General features: G+C 72.5%; 12 protein-coding genes. 4 read left to right on the forward strand and 8 right to left on the reverse strand.

The window, feature by feature from the left end; genetic code table 11:
* Nucleotides 1-45: 45 nt before the first annotated feature.
* The 6 genes from ACF09C_RS30055 to eccD form a co-directional block, all read right to left on the reverse strand.
* Nucleotides 46-2961 (reverse strand): AAWKG family protein, encoded by a 2916-nt coding sequence (locus tag ACF09C_RS30055; RefSeq protein ID WP_392096009.1) that lies wholly within the window; start codon nucleotides 2959-2961, stop codon nucleotides 46-48.
* A gap of 63 nt (nucleotides 2962-3024) precedes the next feature.
* Complete coding sequence (locus ACF09C_RS30060; protein WP_392096011.1) at nucleotides 3025-3549, reverse strand: type VII secretion system-associated protein; 525 nt, start codon at nucleotides 3547-3549, stop codon at nucleotides 3025-3027.
* Nucleotides 3550-3600: 51 nt separating this feature from the next.
* On the reverse strand, nucleotides 3601-3945 hold the full coding sequence (locus tag ACF09C_RS30065; protein WP_362413369.1) for a WXG100 family type VII secretion target: 345 nt from the start codon (nucleotides 3943-3945) through the stop codon (nucleotides 3601-3603).
* Nucleotides 3946-3997: 52 nt separating this feature from the next.
* On the reverse strand, nucleotides 3998-4342 hold the full coding sequence (locus ACF09C_RS30070) for a hypothetical protein (protein ID WP_362413367.1): 345 nt from the start codon (nucleotides 4340-4342) through the stop codon (nucleotides 3998-4000).
* A gap of 205 nt (nucleotides 4343-4547) precedes the next feature.
* Complete coding sequence (gene eccB / locus ACF09C_RS30075) at nucleotides 4548-6005, reverse strand: type VII secretion protein EccB (protein ID WP_392096013.1); 1458 nt, start codon at nucleotides 6003-6005, stop codon at nucleotides 4548-4550.
* A gap of 9 nt (nucleotides 6006-6014) precedes the next feature.
* Nucleotides 6015-7406 (reverse strand): type VII secretion integral membrane protein EccD, encoded by a 1392-nt coding sequence (gene eccD / locus ACF09C_RS30080; protein ID WP_392096015.1) that lies wholly within the window; start codon nucleotides 7404-7406, stop codon nucleotides 6015-6017.
* A gap of 240 nt (nucleotides 7407-7646) precedes the next feature.
* Here eccD and eccCa point away from each other — a divergent pair, with 240 nt between their 5' ends.
* Nucleotides 7647-11603, forward strand: coding sequence for a type VII secretion protein EccCa (gene eccCa, locus ACF09C_RS30085; RefSeq protein WP_392096017.1), 3957 nt, complete (start codon nucleotides 7647-7649; stop codon nucleotides 11601-11603).
* 289 nt (nucleotides 11604-11892) lie between these two features.
* On the opposite strand, the gene ACF09C_RS30090 is transcribed toward eccCa, so the two are convergent.
* Both ACF09C_RS30090 and ACF09C_RS30095 read right to left on the reverse strand, forming a co-directional pair.
* Nucleotides 11893-13089, reverse strand: a complete 1197-nt coding sequence (locus tag ACF09C_RS30090; protein ID WP_392096019.1) for a S8 family serine peptidase — start codon at nucleotides 13087-13089, stop codon at nucleotides 11893-11895.
* Between the two features lie 119 nt (nucleotides 13090-13208).
* The gene (locus tag ACF09C_RS30095; RefSeq protein WP_392096073.1) at nucleotides 13209-16493 is read right to left on the reverse strand and encodes a right-handed parallel beta-helix repeat-containing protein; all 3285 of its coding nucleotides are present in this window, start codon (nucleotides 16491-16493) and stop codon (nucleotides 13209-13211) included.
* Nucleotides 16494-16798: 305 nt separating this feature from the next.
* On the opposite strand from ACF09C_RS30095, the gene ACF09C_RS30100 reads away from it, so the two are divergent.
* The 3 genes from ACF09C_RS30100 to ACF09C_RS30110 all read left to right on the forward strand — a co-directional run bounded on the left by ACF09C_RS30100 (nucleotide 16799) and on the right by ACF09C_RS30110 (nucleotide 19950).
* Nucleotides 16799-17203, forward strand: coding sequence for a hypothetical protein (locus ACF09C_RS30100; protein WP_392096021.1), 405 nt, complete (start codon nucleotides 16799-16801; stop codon nucleotides 17201-17203).
* Between the two features lie 201 nt (nucleotides 17204-17404).
* Nucleotides 17405-19150, forward strand: coding sequence for an aminotransferase class I/II-fold pyridoxal phosphate-dependent enzyme (locus ACF09C_RS30105; protein ID WP_392096023.1), 1746 nt, complete (start codon nucleotides 17405-17407; stop codon nucleotides 19148-19150).
* Entirely contained in the window at nucleotides 19147-19950 is an 804-nt protein-coding gene (locus ACF09C_RS30110) for a phosphatidate cytidylyltransferase (RefSeq protein WP_392096024.1), read from the forward strand. Before ACF09C_RS30105 ends, ACF09C_RS30110 begins: the two co-directional genes overlap by 4 nt.
* Nucleotides 19951-19953 lie beyond the last annotated feature (3 nt).

Here is a 19953-nt window from a genome sequence, read left to right on the forward strand (position 1 = left end):
GTGGTCGTGATCGTGGTGGTCGTGCGTGGTGCCGGGGGGGACGACTCAGCGGCCGATGGCGCCGGACACGCCCGCACCGTCCGTGCCCCAGGTCTCCTCGTCCTCGCTCACCCAGGTCGAACGTTCGCGCTCGTCGCTCTGGGTGCTGCCGCCCGTGCCGCCGCCCGCGCCGCCCATGCCGCTCCCCATGAACGGCATCATCGGCATTCCGCTGGACATGGTGTTGGGCTGCCGCGTCGTCACCGAGGCCTCGACGGGCGTGAGGGCCCTCGTACGAGCCGCCGACACCTCGGTCATGGCGAGGGAACGACGCTCGTTGCCCGGGGCGACGCCGGGGTTCCCCGTGGCGCCGGCGCCGAAGCCGGGCCCGCCCACCTGGTTCAGCGGAAGGGGCGGCATCCGGCCACCGGCACCCGCACCGCCCGCGCCCGTGTTGTTGCCGGTGAGGAACGAGTCGCCGCCCCGCTTGCGGTCCGGGAAGTCGTAGTAGCTGTAATCGGGGGTGAGGGAACCGGACTTGTTGGGCGGCAGCGCGCCACTGCCGCCGGTGGTGCGCCCGTACGCGTCGGTGGTCACCGTGCGCCCGTCCGGGTACGTGATCTGGTGGCCGCCGTCCTTGAGCCGCTTGTCGACCGTGCCGTCCGGATACTTCGTCGTCGTCGACCCGTCGGCGTGGTGCGTGGTCTGCGGTCCGCCCCCGCCGCCCGTCACGTTCAGGTGCTCGGTCGTCCTGTGCCCGCTCGCGTCCACCTTGGTGTAGGTGCCGTCCGGGCCCAGCTTGGTGGTGCTGCCGTCCTTGTACGTGGTCGAAACGGTGCCGTCGCGCTCCACCTGGGCCACGGATCCGTCCGCGTACTGGATCGTGGACGTGCCCTTGCCGAGGTGCGAGACGGTCTTGGTGCCGTCCGGGTCGAGGGTGGTCACGGTGCCGTTGGCGGTGACGGTGGTCTTCGTACCGTTGGGGTACGTCGTCGTGCTGGCGCCGTCCGTGCCGTAGACCGTGCTGGAGCCGTCGGGGTTGCGCACGGTCTGGCCGGGCTGCGGGTGACTGGTGGTGCTGCGGCCCTCGGCGTCGGTGGTGGTGAGCTTGCCGTCGGGCGCGTGCACGGTGACGGTGCCGTCGGTGTAGCGGGTGGTGGTCGTGCCGTCGGGCTTGACCGTGGTCTTCGTGCCGTCCTGGTAGGTGGTCGTCTGGCTGCCGTCCTTGTTGAGGACGGTCCTGGAACCGTCGGGGTTGCTCGTCTCCGTGGTCCCGTCGGGACGGACCGTGGTGGTCGTCCCGTCCTTGTGGGTGGTCGTGCGGGACCCGTCGCTGTTGTACGAGGTGGTGGACCCGTCGGGTCCCTTCGTGGTCTTGACGACGGTGGGTGAGCCGCCGGGGGTGAGGCCGCCGCCGATGCCGTTCGGAGGGAGCGGCGGGGGGATCACGCCGGGCGGGTACGTGGTCTGCCGGCCGTCCGGGTTCGTGACGGTGGTCGAGCCGTCGGGGTTGCGGACGACGCTGCCGGGGCCCGAGCCGGTGAGTCCACCGGAGCCGTTGCCGCCGGTGGGGTTGGGCCCGAGCGGCGGGATCGTGACGGGAGGAGGTCCTCCCTTCCCGTCGCCGAGGCCGGGACCGCCCTTGCCGTCGCCGAGGCCCGGTCCGCCCTTGCCGTCGCCGAGGCCGCCCCCGGTGGGGTTCGGACCCAGCGGGGGAACGTCGCCGCCCTGCTTGTACTTCTCCAGCTCCTTCTCGGCGTCCGCCTTCTCCTTCTCCGCGTCGGCCTTCGCCTTGTCGGCGTCCGCCTTCGCCTTGTCGGCGGCGTTGGCTTCCTTGAGGCTCGTGATGCCCGCCTTGAAAGCGAACGGGGTGCGCCGCTCGAAGCCGCGCATCTTGCTGTTGAAGTCGATGACCACGACTCTGGCGGGTTCGTCGAGATGGGTCCTGATCGTGGCGATCCACTCGGCGCACGCCTGCCTGGACACGCCCTTCCAGCCGGCTTCCTGGGCGAGGTCTCCGTACAGCGGATGCTTGGTACTGAAGCCCTCCCCGACCTGGGACACCTCGTACTTCGACTGCCGCATCTTCGCGATGTTGTTCTCGTTCAGCCAGGTCGCCGCGGCGTCGATGTGCTTGTCCAGGAGCGCTGTCCCCAGCCACAGGTTGGTGGCGATCCACCCCTCGTGGATCTCCTTCAACCGCTTCGCCGTGGACAGGAAGGTCTCCTCGGCCTCCATGACGCGGTCTGCCACCACGGAGTCGGCGCGAAAGCCCGGGTCGATCTGCGAAGACCTTCCCGACCGGGGTGCGGGAAGCGCGAAAAGGCTCAGGAAGTCCTTGTAACCGGTGCTCGTCCCGCCGATGAGGTCACGGAAGACGTCCGCCCCCGACCCGCGGTAGGCGGCGTCCTCCCCACCGAGGTCCTTCACCCACCGCTCCAGCTTGGGGCTGTGGTCCCGGAAGAACTGGCTGACGCGGTCGAAGGCCATGGCTATGGGCGGGAGCGTGCGGAGATCGGGCGCGTCCGCGAACGCCACCACCCTCGGAGGGTCGTATCCTCCGCCGAATCCGTCGGTCGTGTACGTCGTGAGCAGATGGTCCAGGGCCTCCCGGTATCCCCAGTCGAAGGCGCCCGCGACTCCGTGGTTGTGCCAGTGCGAACCGTCCGGCCCGGACCAGGGCACGCTCAGCGTCACCGTGTACACGGCGACGCTCGCGCCGATCGTCTCCCCACCCGCGTAGAGCTTGATCACCCGCCCGTCGACGTCACCGTCCTCGATCGTCGGTGTGGTGGCCCGGTAGTTCTGCCCGTCCTCGATCTTGATGCGCATCCACTCGCTGCCGTCCCCCTGCTTGGTGTCGGCCCCTCCGATGGCTGCCACCTGGGCCCGGGTTCCTCCGTCGAAGCCCGTGAACTGCTTGATGATGGCTTCCCAGTCCGGCTGGGTGGAGACGTTTCCGTTCTTGGGGGCTTCGGCCATGGAGCGAGCGACTCCTTCGTCGGTGGGGTGGGGCCGGGCGGGTGCGCGCCCCGGAGGCGGGCGTCAGGTCTTGCGGGACTGGGTGAGATCCGCTTCCACGTCCCGGAAGAGATCGAGGAACTTCTGACTGTCGATCTCGTCCAGGTTCTTGTGCTGGGCGCCGGTCATGGTGGTGAGCACGCTCTCGAGGTTCCTCTTCACGTCCTCGAAGAAGTCCTTCTGGTCGTCCACGACGACGGCGAGCTCGGACGCCGCGCCCTTCACGAAGGCGAGGAAGTCGTGGGCCGACATCGGCCCGTCGTCCTTGCCCGGAGCGGTGAGCTTCCCGAGGAGCAGCGTCACCTTGCTGTTGTACAGCGTGGGACTCTCGAGCTGGGCGGACAGACCGCTCATGGAGGGCACACCCGAGAAGTCCAGGTCGTAGCCCTCCCCGTTCTTGACGTAGCGTCCGCCCGCCTCCTGCAGAGCCCCCAGCCACAGGACAAAGGAGGCGACGTCGTGGTCGATGAATCGGCGCAGCGTCTGCACGTCGAGGCGCGTGAGCTTGGTGTCACCAGTGGGGGGCTTCGATCCGGGGTCGTCGGCCACGGTCTCTCGCAATCATCCGGGAGCGGTCGGGCGGGGGAGTGCTGGTACCGCTCACCGGCCGATCCGCACGCCCTCCCAGTTGTCCTTCGTCTGCGCCTCGTGCCGGCGGTACTGGTCCGTGATGTCGTTCAGGGTCGCGCTGTGGCTCTGCAGGATCGTGCCCAACGCGTTCGCCGCGCCGTTCCACTGGGTCTGGATCGAGGTGTACGCCGCCGCGTCCGCGCCCTGCCAGGCGCCGAACAGGCCCATCAGCTCCTCGTTGAGCGCGGTCACCAACTTCTTGATGCGCTCCGTCTGCAGGCGCATGTCGTCGGCGGCCTGGTCGACGGACTTGTACTCGACGTAGATCTGGCCGTCGGTCTTGTTGCTGTGGTCGTAGCCGGGGGGAGTGGACATCGGTCCTCCTTCGGTGGAATGGGCGAGGAAACGGGGACGGCGGGGACGCCGATCAGCCCATCAGCTGGTTGAACGCGTTGTTGTTGAGCCCCGCGTTCCTGATCTGGTCGCCGGTGTTCGTCTGCACGGTGGTCTGGTGCGCGCTCGTCTCCTGGAGCTTCTGGATCATCTGGTCGATGTTGCGGACGATGACGTCCACCTGGCCGCTCCAGTCGGAGAGCAACTGCCGGTAGGCCTGGCCGTCCGCACCGCCGTAGGTCCGCGTCAGCGAACCCATCGTGGTCTTCACGTGGTCCTGCGACTGCAGGATCTGCGACCTGGCCTGGGTGAGGGCGGTGTTGCCCTTCTGGTTCTCGGACTGGGACGAACTCTGGACGTTCCCGGGCGGGGTGGCCATGACCGAGGTCCTTCCTGCGGAGACGAAAGGGAGAGAGGACGCGCGCGGCGCTCACCGGCGCGCGCCCTCGACGTGAGGTCATCGAGTCTCGACGGTCGGCCTAACGCCCGGCTAACGAAGCGCTGTCGGCCCCGCCGGGCACGACCCCGCGCGACGGTGCCGTGACGAAGGCCACACCTCGCGCGGTCGTCCCGGGGGCGAGCCCTCAGCGACACGTCGACGGGTCGTGCCGCGCCGCCACCTCACCCCGCGCCACCCGCGCGTCCAGCGGGGGACCCGTCGGCAGCATGTCGAGCAGCCGCGACGGCACGGCCTGGGCGCGACCGCCCTTCAGCCCCAGCCGCTGCATCGAAGTGGCGTCCGGCAGGCGGTACTTCACACCCACGTCCGTCACCAGATACGTGGTGGTGCCGATCGACGACCCGCCGGCCCCGAGCACTTGGACGAGCGCGCCGCCGCCCGGCCGCACCGACAGCCCGTCCACCACCAGGCACGCCGGTGCGAAGTCCGGGCCCTCCGGCGGCGCCGGGAGGGCCGGTCCGGTCGGCATGAGGGCGATGCCCACCCTGGGCTGCGTGCCCTCGGGCTGGATCCGCGCGCACACCGACGTGCCCGGTCCCGGAGCGCGTACGGTCGGCACCCGGGGCGGCCAGTTCGCCGGATCCCTGTCGGCCCGCGCCGACTGGTGGCGCGTCAACTCCGACGCCGCCAGCGGAAGCACGGTCGGCGTGGCGCCGGGGTAGGCCAGCTTCGCCGTACGGTCGTCCCCCAGGACCAGAGCCGCGGCGAGTTCGCTCAGCGGGCGCAGACCGGTGCTTTCGAGCACGTAGTGCTGGGTTGCCGCGCCCGGCGACGTCAGGGCGTAGACCTGACCGGTGCGGCTCGGGCCGGGGCCGATCGCGGGCCCGGGGGCGCCGCGCCCGGACACCTCGGGGGGCGTCAGATCGGGACCCGCCGGGACGCTGTCCAGGAACGCGGCGGACACGGGCAGCGGCGTCGCGTCCGCGTACCCGAGCGACTGCGCCGCGCCGTGCTCACCCAGACGCAGCCGGCGGTCGCCCCACAGCAGGTACCGCCGGCCGTCCGGCGCCTGGACCAGCACGCCCCGGTCGACCGCGGGCGACCGGCCCTGCGACTCCAGACCCAGGCGCAGGGACGTCACAGGGCGACGCCCGGAGCCGTCGGCACCGGTGCGCACCGGCTCGCTCGCGCACACCTGCCAGGCACCCTGCTCCAGGCCGGAGGCGGACGGCAGAGCGTCGGGCGCGCCGGGAATGCCGACCGGGGGGCCGTGGCGTTCGCCCGCGAGCGAGGCGGCGGACACCTGGACCGGCTTGAGCCGGTCGGCGGCGATCAGCCTCGCCGAGGCGTAGTTGCGGATGGGGCGCAGGGTCCCGTCCAGGTACAGATAGCGGGTTCCAGTGTCCTTCTGGACGATCAGAGCCGACTCCTGGCGCCACGTCTTCGTACCGGACGGGGAGATCATCCCGAACAGCAGGAACCCGACGACCAGCACGACACCCAGGGCGATCCCCCACACCAGACCGCGGTTGGTGCGCCCCACGGGCGACTCGGGCGCGTCCGGATCGCCACGCAGCATGCCACTGGTCAACCGCCCCATCAGGAACATGTGGGCCTGGACCTGGTCTCGCTTCGACTGCATGCCCCGCCCCTATCCGCCGACGCCGCGAAGCGTCGCGTACAGCCCGAGCACCCACAGGGACAGCGGGATCAGCGCGACGGCGCACAGCGTGTGCAGGATGTCGGCCGCCCTGCCCCAGTGCGGCAGCACGCGCCGGCCCGGCACCGTCCAGGAGGCGATCGCCGCCGACGCGGCGAGCGCGAGCAGCACGGCGACGAGCCCAGGACGCTGCTCCACGGCGAGCCCGATCCCCAGCCGCACGGACAGCAGCACCAGCCCGTAGAGGCCCGGCAGGAGCAGCGCCGGGCGCTGCCACGCGTGGCCGACGCCCCGTGCGTGCAGCAGCAACAGGAGGCTGAGCACGGCCGCGGCCATCAGCGAGGCCGTCGTCGGACGGTCGACGACCAGCCCGGTCACGACTGCCGCGCACACCAGGCCGGTCGCCGCGTACAGGGCCGTCATCCACTCCTCGGCGAGCGCCGTGCGGTCCACGACCTGCTGGTTCGGGTGGGGCTCGATGCCCTCCTGCAACTGCTCGGCGTTGGTGGGCAGGGCAGGGAGCTTGAGGCCGGACAGCCGGAACGCCATGCCGGGGACCAGACCGCCGAACGCCACCGCCACCACCGCGACGATGCTCGCCGCGTGCGCGGCCGGCACGTCCAGGAGCAGCATCAGGCAGCCCCAGACGACGCCCATGAGCGCGACGACGGCGCAGCCGACCAGCAGGGGTACGAAGGCGGCGACCGCGACCACCGCGAGGACCGCGCCCCCGGCGGCGGCCGCCGAACCGGCGAGCAGGCGCGCCCCGATCACCTGCGGGCTCGGCTCTCCCACCGGCAGCAGAGCACCCGCCAGGGCCAGATAGGGCGGTGCGAGGGCGCCGAGCGCCGCACCGGCGGCGGCGTCGCCGACAGCGCGGCTGGCCGAGGCGGCCGCGAACAGCACGAGCACCGCGGTGGCCGCGGCCACCGCCGCCCGGAGCGGCGCCGCGCCACCGGGCAGGGCCAGCACCACCAGACCGGCGGCCAGCAGGACGACGGCGACGGTGCGCAGCAACCGGCGGCTCGTGCGCTCGGCCCAGCCGTGCGGGCGTTCGCGCATCGTGGAGGCGACCGCGTCGACCAGGTCGTCGAAGTGCAGCGGCGGCAGCGTCTGCGAGCGGGGCCGCAGATGCAGCGTCTCGCCGTCCCGCAGCGCGAGCGCCTCCAGCGTGGACTCGTCGTCCAGCGGATGGCCGCCCAGTCGCTGCAGGACCCAGCCGTCGTGCTCGATGCCCTCCTCCGCGAGGCCTTCGCCGGCGTGGTCGAGGAGGATGGGGAGCAGGTCGGCGACCGGTACGTCCGCGGGCACGGCGAGCTCGACGAGCCGTCGGGGGGTGTGGACCGTGAGCCGGCACAGGCCGGAGGTCGATGTGTCAGTCATGGCAGGGGCCAGCACCTCTTTGCCGGGGTCGGGAGGCCGAAGTAGAGCAGGCGTGGCTAACGTCGGACTGCCGTCGGCGCTTTAGCGAGCTCTGGTACGTATGACCTGTGCGCCCTCCGGCGCAGCGGCCACCCCTGCGCCCACCGGCGCAGCGGCCAACCCGCCCCTGCTTCCCGTGCGCGCCGTTCCGCGCGCGCCCCGCGCGCGGATCCCACGCGCGAGCGACCGAGGAGATTCCGGTTGAGCACTGTCCTGTTCCGCCGCCCCGCCCGCCGGCGCGGCCCCGACATGCCGGACGGCGAGCTGAGTCTCCAGGAGCCGCCCACCCTGCCCGAGGCCGAACCGAACTCCTCGGCCGTGTGGATGTACCTGCCGATGGGCCTCACCTCCCTCGCGATGCTGATGATGTTCATCAGACCCGGACAGGTCACCGCCTTCAGCTACTTCGCCATCGGCATGATGCTGCTGTCGTCCGTGGTGATGATCGTCGGACAGTTCATGCGCAGCGCGGGGGAGCGCAAACGCAAGCTCAAGGGAGAGCGCCGCGACTACCTGCGCTACCTGGCGCAGACCCGGCGCAGGATCCGGCGCACCGTGGCCGAGCAGCAGAAGGCGCTCGCCTGGCGCCACCCCGGACCCTCCGCCCTGTGGGCGCTGGTGGGCACCAGCCGGCAATGGGAACGCCGTTGCTCCGACGAGGACTTCGCGGAGGTGCGCGTCGCGGTGGGCGACCAGAAGCTCGGCACCCGCCTCGCCCCGCTGTCCACCAAGCCCGTCGAGGACCTCGAACCGCTGTCCGCGCACGCTCTGCGCAGCTTCATCCGGGCGTACGGCACGCTGCCCGAGCAGCCGATCGCGCTGTACCTGCGCGCCTGGTCGAAGGTGCTCGTCCAGGGTGATGAGGAGCGCGGCCGCGCGATGGTGCGCGCGCTCGTGGCGCAGCTCGCCACGTTCCACGCCCCCGAGGAGCTGACCGTGGCGCTCTGCCTGTCCGACGAGCGGCGCGCCGACTGGGAGTGGGCCAAGTGGCTGCCGCACGTCCAGCACAGCTACCAGCGTGACGGCGCGGGAGCGGCCCGCACCGTCGCGGCCGGCCTCGCCGAGCTGGAGGAGCTGCTCGGCGCCGACTTCACCGAACGGCCGCCGTTCGACCCGGACACCGCACCGAGCCGTGACGAGCCGTTCACGGTCATCGTGGTGGACGGCGGCGCCGTCCCCGGCGGACACCGGCTCTCCGGGCCCGGCTACCGCAACACCGTCGTGCTCGACCTCTCCGGGAACTTCGCCTGGAAGCCCGCGCGCGGCACGCTGCGCCTGCGGCTCGGCGAAGAAGGACTCCACCTGGTACGCACCGACCGCGACCGTCAGGAGCAGTCCCAACTCCTCGGTCGCCCGGACACACTGGGCCCGCTCGCCGCACGCTCGCTGGCGACACGGCTCTCCCCGTACCGTCTGGGCGGCGGCGCGGTCGCCGCGGAGCCCTTCGCCGCCGACACCGAACTGACGTCTCTGCTGGGCATATCCGACCTGCGCCGACATGTCCCGGCCAAGCTCTTCGGCCGTCCGCTGGAGAGCCGGGAGCGACTTCGGGTGCCCATCGCCGTCGGCGAGGACGGTCTGCCCGTCGAACTGGACATCAAGGAGTCCGCGCAGGGCGGCATGGGCCCACACGGCATGCTCATCGGAGCCACCGGCTCGGGCAAGTCCGAACTCCTGCGCACCCTCGTCCTCGGTCTCGCCCTCACCCACTCCTCCGAGACCCTCAACTTCGTTCTCGTCGACTTCAAGGGCGGCGCCACCTTCCTCGGCATGGACGGGCTGCCGCACACCTCCGCCGTCATCACCAACCTCGCCGACGAGATCCCGCTCGTCGCGCGCATGCAGGACGCCCTGCACGGCGAGCTGATCAGACGTCAGGAGCTGCTGCGCCGCGCCGGGAACTACTCCTCGGTCCTCGAGTACGAGAAGGCCCGCGCGGCCGGGACCCCGCTGGACCCGCTGCCGTCGCTGTTCGTCGTCGTCGACGAGTTCTCCGAACTCCTGGCCGCGCACCGGGACTTCATGGACCTGTTCGTGATGATCGGCCGCCTCGGCCGCTCCCTCGGCGTCCATCTGCTGCTCGCCTCCCAGCGGCTGGAGGAGGGCCGCATGCACCAGCTGGAGTCCCACCTGTCGTACCGCATCGGGCTGCGCACCTTCTCCGCGATGGAGTCACGCGGCGTCCTCGGCGTGCCCGACGCCTACCACCTGCCTCCCACGCCCGGCAGCGGCTACCTCAAGAGCGGGGTCGAGGCGCTGACCCGGTTCCGTGCCGCGTACGTGTCCGGCACCTACAAGGTCAAGCGCCGAAGCGCCCAGCAGGCCCGGATCGCCCGCCAGGTGGTGCCCTGGGCCACCACCTGGGTCGTTCCCCGCACCCTGCCCGCCGCGCCCGACCCGGTCGCGCCCGAGCCCGACGGCGACGAGACCCTCCTCGCCCTCGCCCTCGACAGCCTCCAGGACAGCGGGCCGCCGGCGCACCAGGTGTGGCTGCCACCGCTGGAGTCGGCACCCACGCTGGACGCCCTCCTGCCACCGCTGGAGGCCGACCCCCGCCTCGGTCTGACCACGGCCGGCTCGCCCGACCGGGGCCGCCTGCGGGTGCCGGTGGGTATCGTCGACAAACCCTTCGAGCAGGTACGCGAGCCGCTCACGGTCGACTTCTCCGGCGCGGGCGGGCACTTCGCCGTCGCCGGCGGCCCGCAGAGCGGCAAGTCGACCGTCCTGCGCACCCTCATCACCGCGCTCGCCCTCACCCACACTCCGCGCGAGGTCCAGTTCTACTGTCTGGACTTCGGCGGTGGCGCCCTCCTCGGCCTGGCCGGCCTGCCGCACGTCGGCGGGGTCGCCGGCCGCCTGGACGCCGAGAAGATCTCCCGCACCCTGGCCGAGGTCACGACTCTGCTCGACCGTCGCGAGGTCTTCTTCCAGGAGGAGGGCATCGACTCCATGGCCACGTACCGCAAGCGGCGCGCGGCCGGACAGTACCCCGACGAGCCCTTCGGGGACGTGTTCCTGGTCGTGGACGGCTGGTCGACGGTGCGCAGCGACATGTTCGACGACATCGCCGTCGTCAACGGCCTGGCCACCCGTGGCCTCAACTACGGCGTCCACCTGATGGTCAGCACCGCCCGCTGGCTGGAGCTGTCCAACGCCCTGCGCGACCAGGTCGGCAACCGTCTCGAACTGCGCATGGGCGACCCCATGGACTCGGCGGTCGACACCCGGAAGGCCGCCACCGTGCCCGTGCGGCCCGGGCGCGGCCTGAGCCCCGACAAGCTGCACTTCCTCACGGCCCTGCCGCGGATCGACGGGTGCGAGGACGTCGAGGACCTCAGCGAAGCGCTGACCGCGCTCGTCGAGCGGATCGCCGAGCACTGGGACGCGCCGGCCGCGCCCCCGGTACGCATGCTGCCCACCTGCTTCGGAGTCCGGGAACTCAGCCCCGCCGAAACTCCGTTGCGCCTGCCCGTCGGTGTCGACGAAGCGGCGCTCGCGCCCGTCGTCCACGACTTCACGCAGAGCCCGCACCTGCTGATCGTCGGCGACACCGAGAGCGGCAAGACCAGCGCCCTGCGCCTGCTCGCCGAGCAGATCGTCGCGCACCACACCCCTGAAGAGGCGCGCATCCTGGTCGTCGACTACCGGCGCGAGCTGGTGGAGGCCGTGCCCGCGGAGTACCGCCTCGGACACGCCGTCGCCGTCAACCCCCTGCGCGAGCTCGTCGAAGGTGTCACCCGCGCCATGGTCGCCCGCACACCGTCCGAGGAGATCTCGCCGGCCCGGATGCGCCGCGCGGACTGGTGGACGGGACCGCGGCTGTTCGTCCTGGTCGACGACTACGAGATGGTCGGCTCGCCGTTCGACGGGCCCTTCGACCCGCTGATCCCGCACCTGCCGCTCGGCTACGAGATCGGCCTCCACCTGGTACTGGCCCGGGCGGCGACCGGCGCATCCCGTCAGGACCCGCTCACCCGGAAGCTCCAGGAGGTCAACGCGGCCGGTCTGCTCATGTCCTGCCCGACCTCCGAAGGCTTCGTCTTCGACGGCGTCCGCCCGCGCATCCTGCCGCCCGGCCGTGCCCTGCGGATCGCCCGGCGCAAGGCCGCGCTGGTGCAACTCGCCCTGCCCACGCAGACGGAGACGGAGACGGACTAGACCCGGACGGGGAGACCGAGTCCGGCCGGCCCGAAGGCTCGGCGTCGGCCGGGCCCCGCCGGCGCCGCTTCGGCCGAGGGCTGGGACGGTACCGCCTCGGCGCCGAGCGGTCTGGCCGAGCCCGCGCCGAGTCGGCCCGGACCGAAGCAGCCCTCGTCCTGCGCAAGGCCGGCGGGGTTCAGGTCCGCCCGTCCTGCGCCGGGCCGGTGGGATTCACGCCCGCCCGTCCTGCTCCGGGCCGGTGGGGCGGGGACTCGCACCCCGCCTTCCCCACTCCGCGCCGACGGGCTCAGGCCCCGCCCGGCCCGTGGTCCCCGATCCGCCCGGTGCGCCAGCCCCGCCGCCGCCCGCGCGGCACGACCGCCGCCAGGAACGCCACCACGACCACCGTCCCCAGCGATCCGCCCGTGACGAGCAGCGCCATGGTCCGGGCGCCGCCGGTGTCGTCGGCCTCCCGCAGGCGTATCGCGCCGGCCCCCGTCGCCTGCGCCTCCGGCGCCTGCAAGGGCTCCGGAGCGGTGCCCGCGACCGCCCCGTACGGATCCAGGGCGGGCAGGTCACCGGGGTACGTCGTCCTCAGCAACCGCTCCCGTACCTGCTGCGCGTCGAGTTGAGGGTGGTACGCACGCACCAGCGCAGCCGTTCCCGCCGTGACCGCCGCCGCCAGCGAGGCACCCGAGCCGGTCCACTTGCCGTCGCCGTGCGGCCCAGGGCCGACCAGCGCGGTGCCGGGGGCGGTCAGGTCGGCCCGGGTGAACCGGGGCGCATGGTCGGCGAGGCCGCCGTCGGGACCGCTGGCCACGACAGCCAGGGCCTGCTGCGGCGGTGCGGGAGCGGGCGGAGCCGCCCCGCCGTCGGCCGTGGGCGTGCTGTCGGCAGCCGCCGGTACGACGACGAGCGCGTCCGCCCGTGTGGCGGCGGCCATTGCCGACCGTACCCGCGGATCGGCGCCGTCGAGGGGCGCGCCGACGGCGATGACGTCCGCGCCGCCCTGCGCCGCTTCCCGGATCCCGTCGGCCATGCGGACGGGATCCGCCTCACCCCGGGTGCCCGTGCCCCGCACGGCCAGGATCTCCGCGCGGGGCGCGACGCCCGAGAAGCCCTGCCCCGGCGCGGTGGCCCCGGCCGCGATGCCCGCGAGGAAGGACCCTCTGCCCACGCAGTCGCCGTGGGCGTCTCCCAGCGCCCGTACCCGCCCCTTGAGCACGGACGTCACCCCGCTGACTCCGGTCGAGACCACGGCGACCGTCACGCCCTGCCCTTGCGACAGCTGCCACACCTGGTCGAGCCCCAGCGCGCGCCGTGTCCACGGCGCGTCCGCGAGCGGACGGCCGGCGAACGACGTGCACTTCTGGTCGGGAGCCAGCCGCTCGGGCATGCCCGGCAGCGCCACCGGCGGGTCCGCGGCCCCGGCGGCGTGTGCGGGCAGGACGGTGGCCGCGGCCAATGCCAGCGTGCAGAGGATGAGGGGTGTACGGCGGCGCATGGACGGCGTACCTCGTTCCATGAGAGGGGCGGGGACACCGGCCGCAACCGGCCGGTCGCAGAGGACGGACCGCGATCCAGGACCCCGGAACCGGCGCGCGCCGGTTCCGGGGCCTCGGATCAGACGGACAGGTCCTGCGGCAGCAGCCGCCGCAGGTCGTCGAGGCCCGGCGCGGCCATCGTGCTCAGCCGGCCGGCCTGCCGGGTCATCATCCGCTCCAGGGTCTGGCGGGCCAGGCGGGCGTTGCCGAACGCGCGGCCGCGCGGCAGCGAGTCGAAGTACGCCGCGAGCGCCTCCTCGGTGCCTGCGGCACAGTCGTACCCGTTGTCGGCGGCATGCCGACGGACGATGGTGACCAGCTCGCCGGAGGAGTAGTCGGGGAACTCGACGTGCCGGGTGAAGCGGGACTCCAGGCCTGGGTTGGACCCGAGGAACCGGGCCATCTCGTCGGTGTAGCCGGCGGCGATCACCACCACCTCGTCGCGGTGGTCCTCCATCAGCTTCAGCAGCGTGTCCACCGCTTCCTGCCCGAAGTCGGACGACGCACCGCCACCCGGAGGCGTGAGGGTGTAGGCCTCGTCGATGAACAGCACGCCACCCAGAGCACGCTCGAAGACCTCCTTCGTCAGCCGCGCCGTGTGACCGATGTAGCGGCCCACCAGATCGGCGCGTGAGACCTCCACCAGCTGACCGCGCGGCAGCACTCCGAGCGAGACCAGCAGCTCCCCGTACAAGCGGGCCACGGTCGTCTTGCCCGTGCCGGGCGGGCCGGCGAAGACGAGGTGGTTGCTCAGCCGCGGGGCGGGCAGTCCCGCCGCGGCCCTGCGGCGGGCGGCCGCCAGCAGGTTGACGAGATCACCCACCTCGCGTTTGACGTTCGCCAGGCCCACCAGCGACTCCAGGCGCTGGAGCGGGTCTCCGGCCGGGTCATCGCCGGAGGCCGCGGTCGGGGCGCCGACATCCTCGGGGACGAAGAGGGCCAGGTCCTGCTCGCTCACGTCCGTGAGCGTGGACAGGCGGGAGGCCTGCCGGTCGACCATCTCCTCGAAGACCTTGCGTGCGGTACGGCCGTTGCCGAACACCGCGTCGCGGGGAATGGCCTCGAAGCGTGCGCGCAGCGCGGTGCGGGCGGCCGGGTCCAGCTCGTAGTGGTGACCGGCGCACATCCGCTCGACGATGGTGACCAGTTCCTCGGACGTGTAGTCGGTGAACTCGACGGTCCGGGTGAATCGGGAGGCGAGTCCCGGGTTGGAGGCGAGGAAGCCGTCCATCTCGGCGGGATAGCCGGCCGCGATGACCACGACGTCCTCGCGGTGGTCCTCCATCAGCTTCACCAGGGTGTCGATGGCCTCACGGCCGAAGTCGGCGCCCGAACCGCCACCGTCCGATAGGAGCGTGTACGCCTCGTCGACGAACAGCACGCCGCCGAGCGCCTTGGTGAACGTCTCCGTGGTCTTGATGGCGGTTCCGCCGACGATCTGAGCCACCAGATCGGCACGCGAGACCTCCACCAGGTGGCCCGAACGCAGCACCCCGAGCTGGGCCAGGATCGAGCCGTACAGGCGGGCCACGGTCGTCTTGCCGGTGCCCGGAGGGCCCGCGAAGACCAGATGGCGGCTGGTGGGCGGGGCGGGCATGCCGAGTCTGGCGCGCCGCTGGGCGAGCCGGTTGAGGTTGATCAGGGTCAGCACCTGCTGCTTCACGTCTTCCAGGCCGATCAAGGACCGCAGTTCGTCGACCGGGCCGCTGTTCTCGGCGGGCTGCGGCACCGCGCCCGCCGGCAGTCGTCCGCCGCCCGCTTCCTCGGCGGCTGCGGCGCTTCCCCACGCGTCCGCGGCGCCGTTGCCCGTACTCGTCAGAGCCTCGACGGCCAGCCGCTCACCGGGCACCGTCTGGCGCAGCCCACTGCCCTGGTTGTCCTGGAGGACGCAGCCGGCCAGCGAGACGGGGTCGGTGCCCTCGACACGGACACCGTCACCACCCGAGCCGGTGACCTCGCAGGCGCTCAGCGCGGCCTTGGCCCCCGGCGCGAGGAGTACGCCGTGCTCGGCGGCACCGGTGACCCTGGCGCGAGTGGCGGACAGCTCACCGTCCGCCTCGACGTGAATGCCCGCGCCGCCCGACCCCTCCACCACGGTGTCACGCAGCGTGAGCGTGCCCAGGGACCCGATCCGGGCGGCCGCGCCACCGGTGGAGCGCAGCCGCCCACCGCCCACGTACAGGGTGCCGTGGCCGGACACATGCACCGCGGACCCGCCGGTCTCCTCGACGACACAGTCCTCCAGGCGCCCCCGCGCGTCCTTGGCGACCTCGACCCCGTGCCCACCGGTACGGGTCACGGTCGCGCGTCGCAGCAGCGGATTGGCTCCCGCGCGCACCACGATGCCGGTGCCCGTGGTGTCGAGGACCCGCAGCCGGTCGAACTCCGCCGTGGAATCCTCCTCCACGAGCACGCCGACGCTCTGCGCGTCCCGGACCAGGCTCCCGGCGAGGGAAGGCGACGCGTAGCCGGTGACGCGGATCGCGGCGTCCTTCGCCCCGGTGAACTCACAGTCGCTGAACGTACCCCGGCCCCGATCCGTCACCAACAGGCCGTGTCCGGCGGTCCGTTCGGTGCGGCACCGGGTCAGCGTGGGCGCGCTGCCCGCGCCCACGACGAATCCGTGACCGCTGGTCTCCACGACGGTCACCTCCTCCAGAACGGCGGCCCTGGTGCTGTGCACGAGCACGCCCACCACCGCTTCGCGCACGGTGCCACGCGTGAAGGTGACCGCACTGTCCTCCTCGACGGCCACACCGGGTTTGTCGGTCCCGGTGATGTCGCAGTCCTCCAGATGCACGGAGGCCTGTCCGTTCGTCAGCACGCCGTTGCCGCGCGCGTCACGCAACCGGCAGCCGCGCAGGGTGACGCGGCCCTGCTCACCGGCCACCACCGCCGAGGTGCCCACGTGCTCGACCGTGCAGTCCTCCAGGAAGCTCTCCGCGGCGGAGGTGGACACCACACCTGCCCCCGCCGGATTGCCGACGTGGCACTGGCGCAGTGCCAGCGAACCACTGCCACGCGCGAACAGAGCCGTCCAGGCCGAGCCGCGCACGTCGCACCGGTCCATGGCGACCTGCCCGCGCGGAGCGTCCACCACGGGCAGGTCGTCGTCGTGGCCGCGGAGCACGAGATCGCTCACCATCAGCGCGTCCCCGGTGAAGGTCAGCGCCACGCCGCGCCGCGGGGCGACCTCGACCGTCCCGCGCCCCTCCGCGGCGACGAGGGTGATGGCGGCCGACACGACCAGGGCTTCCTCGTACCGGCCGGGCTGGATGCTGACGACGGCTCCGGTACGGGCGCGGGCGACGGCCTCCGCGATGGTGCGGCAGTCGCCTGCGCCGTCGGCGCGGACGGTGAGCATCTGACGTGACACGCGGCTGACCTCCCGGCCCCGCCCGTGGAAGCGGGACCGGGCACGTGACAAGTGGGTTGCTGGTTGAGGCCAGCGACCGTAGCAATCCCCGCTAAGGGCAACGGCGTTAGCGAAACGTGAGCGACACGTAAGCGCCGCGCGCCCCGGCCGCCGCGCCGGTGGGTCCCTTGTGCGCCGGGAGCGTCCCGCCCGATCTTCGGCGGCACACGCCGTGTCCGTGAGCGCGCGCTCGAAACACGGCGGGGAGCGGGCGGATAATGGGCTCCCCTCGAACGACCGGAGACGAAGGATCCATGACGCTCACAGAAGGCCGGCGGGTCACGCTGGCGGAGGACCTGCGACTGACCGGGCACGTCACCCGGGCCGACGGAGCCCGGCAGGACGCGGACTCGGCGGCAGGGTTCCTCGCCCTGGGCGCGGGACTCGAGGGCATCGTCGAGCGGGTGACCGAGCACGGGCGCGTCAAGAACCACGAGGTCCGCGAGTACGAACGGCTCACGTCGCTCTTCGACGACTTCGGCCACCAGATGCCCCCGGGCAGCAGGCAACAGCTGCAGGAGCAGATCGCCTCGCTGGTCCCCGCGTGGAACGCCTATCGGGACCAGGCGCAGCGAGTGACGGTCCGGGTCCGTCTCGACAACGGCTTCGTCCTGGACGAAGCACCCGTGGATGCCTTCACCCTCCTCTGTTCACCCTGACACCCTTCATCGGGGGGGTGCCCGGGCCCACCGGTCCACCGGGACCAGGGCGTCGAGCGCGCGCAGGGCCTCCTTGGCCGAGTCGGGGCGGTCCGCCACTGATCAACTCCCGGTATCCGGTGAGTACGCGTACTCAGGTGGCTTCGGCCGGTCTCCTCGATGCTGATGCGCGAACGCCGGACCGCCTCAAGGGGACAATGCATGGACCACGCCCAAGCCCTTCAGCTGCGCACTGCCACGACTGGCGATCGCGACTGGATCCACGAGCTGCGACATCGTGTGTACGCGGAGGAGCTGGGACAGCATCCGGTGGATCCGACCGGACGGCTGAGCGACGGACTCGACGACGACAACGTGTACCTCGTGGCCGCGCGCGGTGAGACCCGGATCGGCTTCGTCAGTCTCACCCCACCGTGGGTCGGGCGCTACTCCCTCGACAAGTACCTGACGCGTGAAGAGCTCCCCGTCCTGGCCGAGGAAGCGCCGTTCGAGATCAGGGTCCTGACCGTCGAGGAGCGCTGGCGGTCCACGACCGCGGCCCCGCTCCTCATGTACGCGGCGCTGCGCTGGGTCGCGGCGCGCGGCGGCCGCCAGGTCGTGGCGATGGGGCGCACGGATCTGCTCGCCATGTACCTCGCCACAGGGCTGCGGCCGACGGGACACACGGTCCGCTCGGGTGCGGTCTCCTTCGAGGTGCTGAGCGGCTCCGTGGCCGAGCTGACGAAGACGGTGGGGGAGCGCCACGGCCGGACCCTGGAGCGTCTGCGGGCGGGGCTCGACTGGCAGTTGGACGTGCCGTTCGCGCCGCGCGCGGACGGCTGCGAGCACGGCGGAGCCTTCTTCTCGGCGATCGGTACGGACTTCCGTACGCTGACCCGCCGTCACGAGGTCGTCCCCGCCGATGTGCTGGACGCCTGGTTCCCGCCGTCCCCGGAGGTCCGCGCGGTCATGGCGGAGGATCCGGAGTGGGCGGCGCGTACCTCGCCGCCCACGGGCGCGGAGGGACTGCTCGCGGAGATCGCCAGGGCCCGAGGGCTGCCGGTGCGGTCACTTGTCGTCGGGGCGGGCTCGTCCGACCTGATCTTCCGGGCCTTCGGCCGGTGGCTCACCCCGGAGAGCCGAGTCCTCCTCCTGGACCCGGGCTACGGCGAGTACGCCCACGTCACCGAGCGCGTGATCGGCTGCCACGTCGACCGGCTCCCCCTGCGCCGTGAGGACGGCTGGCGGCTCGACCCGGCCCGGCTCGCCGCCGCGACCCGCGGCGGACGGTACGACCTCGTCGTGGTGGTCAACCCGAACAACCCGACCGGCCGCCACGCTCCCGCCGACGCGCTGCGCGCGGTCATCGAGACCTCGCCCGCGCGGACCCGGTGGTGGATCGACGAGGCGTACCTGGGCTATGTCGACCTGACGGACTCGCTGGTCGGACTCGCCACGGCCGACCCGAGGGTCGTGGTCTGCACCTCGCTGTCCAAGATGTACGCGCTGTCGGGAATGCGCGCCGCGTACCTGGTGGCCGACGAGGACACCGCCGCGGAGCTGCGCCGCTGGACTCCGCCGTGGCCCGTGAGCCTCCCTGCCCAGCTGGCAGCCGTGACGGCTCTGCGCAGCCCCGCGCACTACGCGGAACAGTGGTCGCGCACGCACGTCCTGCGCCGAGAACTGGCCCACGCCCTCAGCGAGTTGGACGGGTTCTCCGAGGTCGACGAGGGAGTGGCGAACTTCCTCACGGTGACCCTGCCGGCGGACGGACCGAGCGCGGCTCAACTGGTGCGCGAGTGCCGGCGGCACGACGTGTACCTGCGGGACCTGTCACCGATGTCCCTGGCGTACGAGGGGCGGACCGTCCGGATCGCCGTCCGCGACACGGAGGAGAACGCGCGGATCGTGGCGGCGTGCCGGAGTTCCCTGCACGCCCTGAGCACGCGGGTACGGGTCTCCCGGTGACCATGGTCGCGGGTCTCGTGCCCTACGTCGGCGGAGCGCTGGCCGCCGGAGGGGTCGCGGTGGCGGCGAAGCGGCAGCGTGAGCTGATGCTCCGGTGGTGCGTGTGGGCGATCGGAGTACCGCTGCTCACCGCAGCGTTCTGGCTCGGGGCACCCGGCATTGCGGTCCTCGCGTCCGTGGTCGGGGCGGTCGCGGTGGCGGAGTACGGCGCGCTGCTGAAACTGGGGCCCGTGGACCGCGTCGTGCTCGGCGCGGCGGTCCTCGGGCTCGTCCTGACCGCCTGGCTCGCCCCCGGGGAGGTGCTCCGCGCAGCGGCGGTCGGGGCGCTCGCGATCGCCGGCGTGCCCCTGCTCTCGGGCGACGCGGAGCACGGACTCCGGCGCCTGGGGACAGGCTTGCTGGGGCTCGTGTGGCTGGGCGTTCTGGCCGGTCTCGTACCACTGGGCACCCTCGGCCTCGTCCTGTTCGTGGCCGTGTCGATCGCCGACATCGTCGCCTACGCGGCGGGCCGCCGCGTAGGCGGCCCCCATCTGTCCCCCCTGTCACCGGCCAAGCGCTGGAGCGGAACGGTGGCGGGCGCGGCCGCCGGCCTCGGCGCGCTGGCCGTGCTGTCGTGCCTGACGTGGCAGACGGCAGTGGCCGTGGCCGTCGGCGGCCCCTTGGGTGACCTCTTGGAGTCGATGATCAAGCGCGGCTCCCACGCGAAGGACTCCGGCAGCTGGCTCGCCGGCTCGGGCGGCCTGCTGGACAGGATCGACTCCCTTCTGGTCGCTCTGGCGGTGCTGTGGGTGCTGACGTGAACG

It is taken from the genome of Streptomyces sp. NPDC014870, assembly GCF_043081505.1.
Taxonomy (GTDB): Bacteria; Actinomycetota; Actinomycetes; order Streptomycetales; family Streptomycetaceae; genus Streptomyces.

Excerpts from the sequence above, each read along its gene's own strand:
- ACF09C_RS30055 (WP_392096009.1), bottom strand. The coding sequence starts at position 2,961 with ATGGCCGAAGCCCCCAAGAACGGAAACGTCTCCACCCAGCCGGACTGG.
- ACF09C_RS30065 (WP_362413369.1), bottom strand. The coding sequence starts at position 3,945 with ATGTCCACTCCCCCCGGCTACGACCACAGCAACAAGACCGACGGCCAG.
- ACF09C_RS30070 (WP_362413367.1), bottom strand. The coding sequence starts at position 4,342 with ATGGCCACCCCGCCCGGGAACGTCCAGAGTTCGTCCCAGTCCGAGAAC.
- eccB (WP_392096013.1), bottom strand. The coding sequence starts at position 6,005 with ATGCAGTCGAAGCGAGACCAGGTCCAGGCCCACATGTTCCTGATGGGG.
- eccD (WP_392096015.1), bottom strand. The coding sequence starts at position 7,406 with ATGACTGACACATCGACCTCCGGCCTGTGCCGGCTCACGGTCCACACC.
- ACF09C_RS30090 (WP_392096019.1), bottom strand. The coding sequence starts at position 13,089 with ATGCGCCGCCGTACACCCCTCATCCTCTGCACGCTGGCATTGGCCGCG.
- ACF09C_RS30095 (WP_392096073.1), bottom strand. The coding sequence starts at position 16,493 with ATGCTCACCGTCCGCGCCGACGGCGCAGGCGACTGCCGCACCATCGCG.
- ACF09C_RS30100 (WP_392096021.1), top strand. The coding sequence starts at position 16,799 with ATGACGCTCACAGAAGGCCGGCGGGTCACGCTGGCGGAGGACCTGCGA.
- ACF09C_RS30105 (WP_392096023.1), top strand. The coding sequence starts at position 17,405 with ATGGACCACGCCCAAGCCCTTCAGCTGCGCACTGCCACGACTGGCGAT.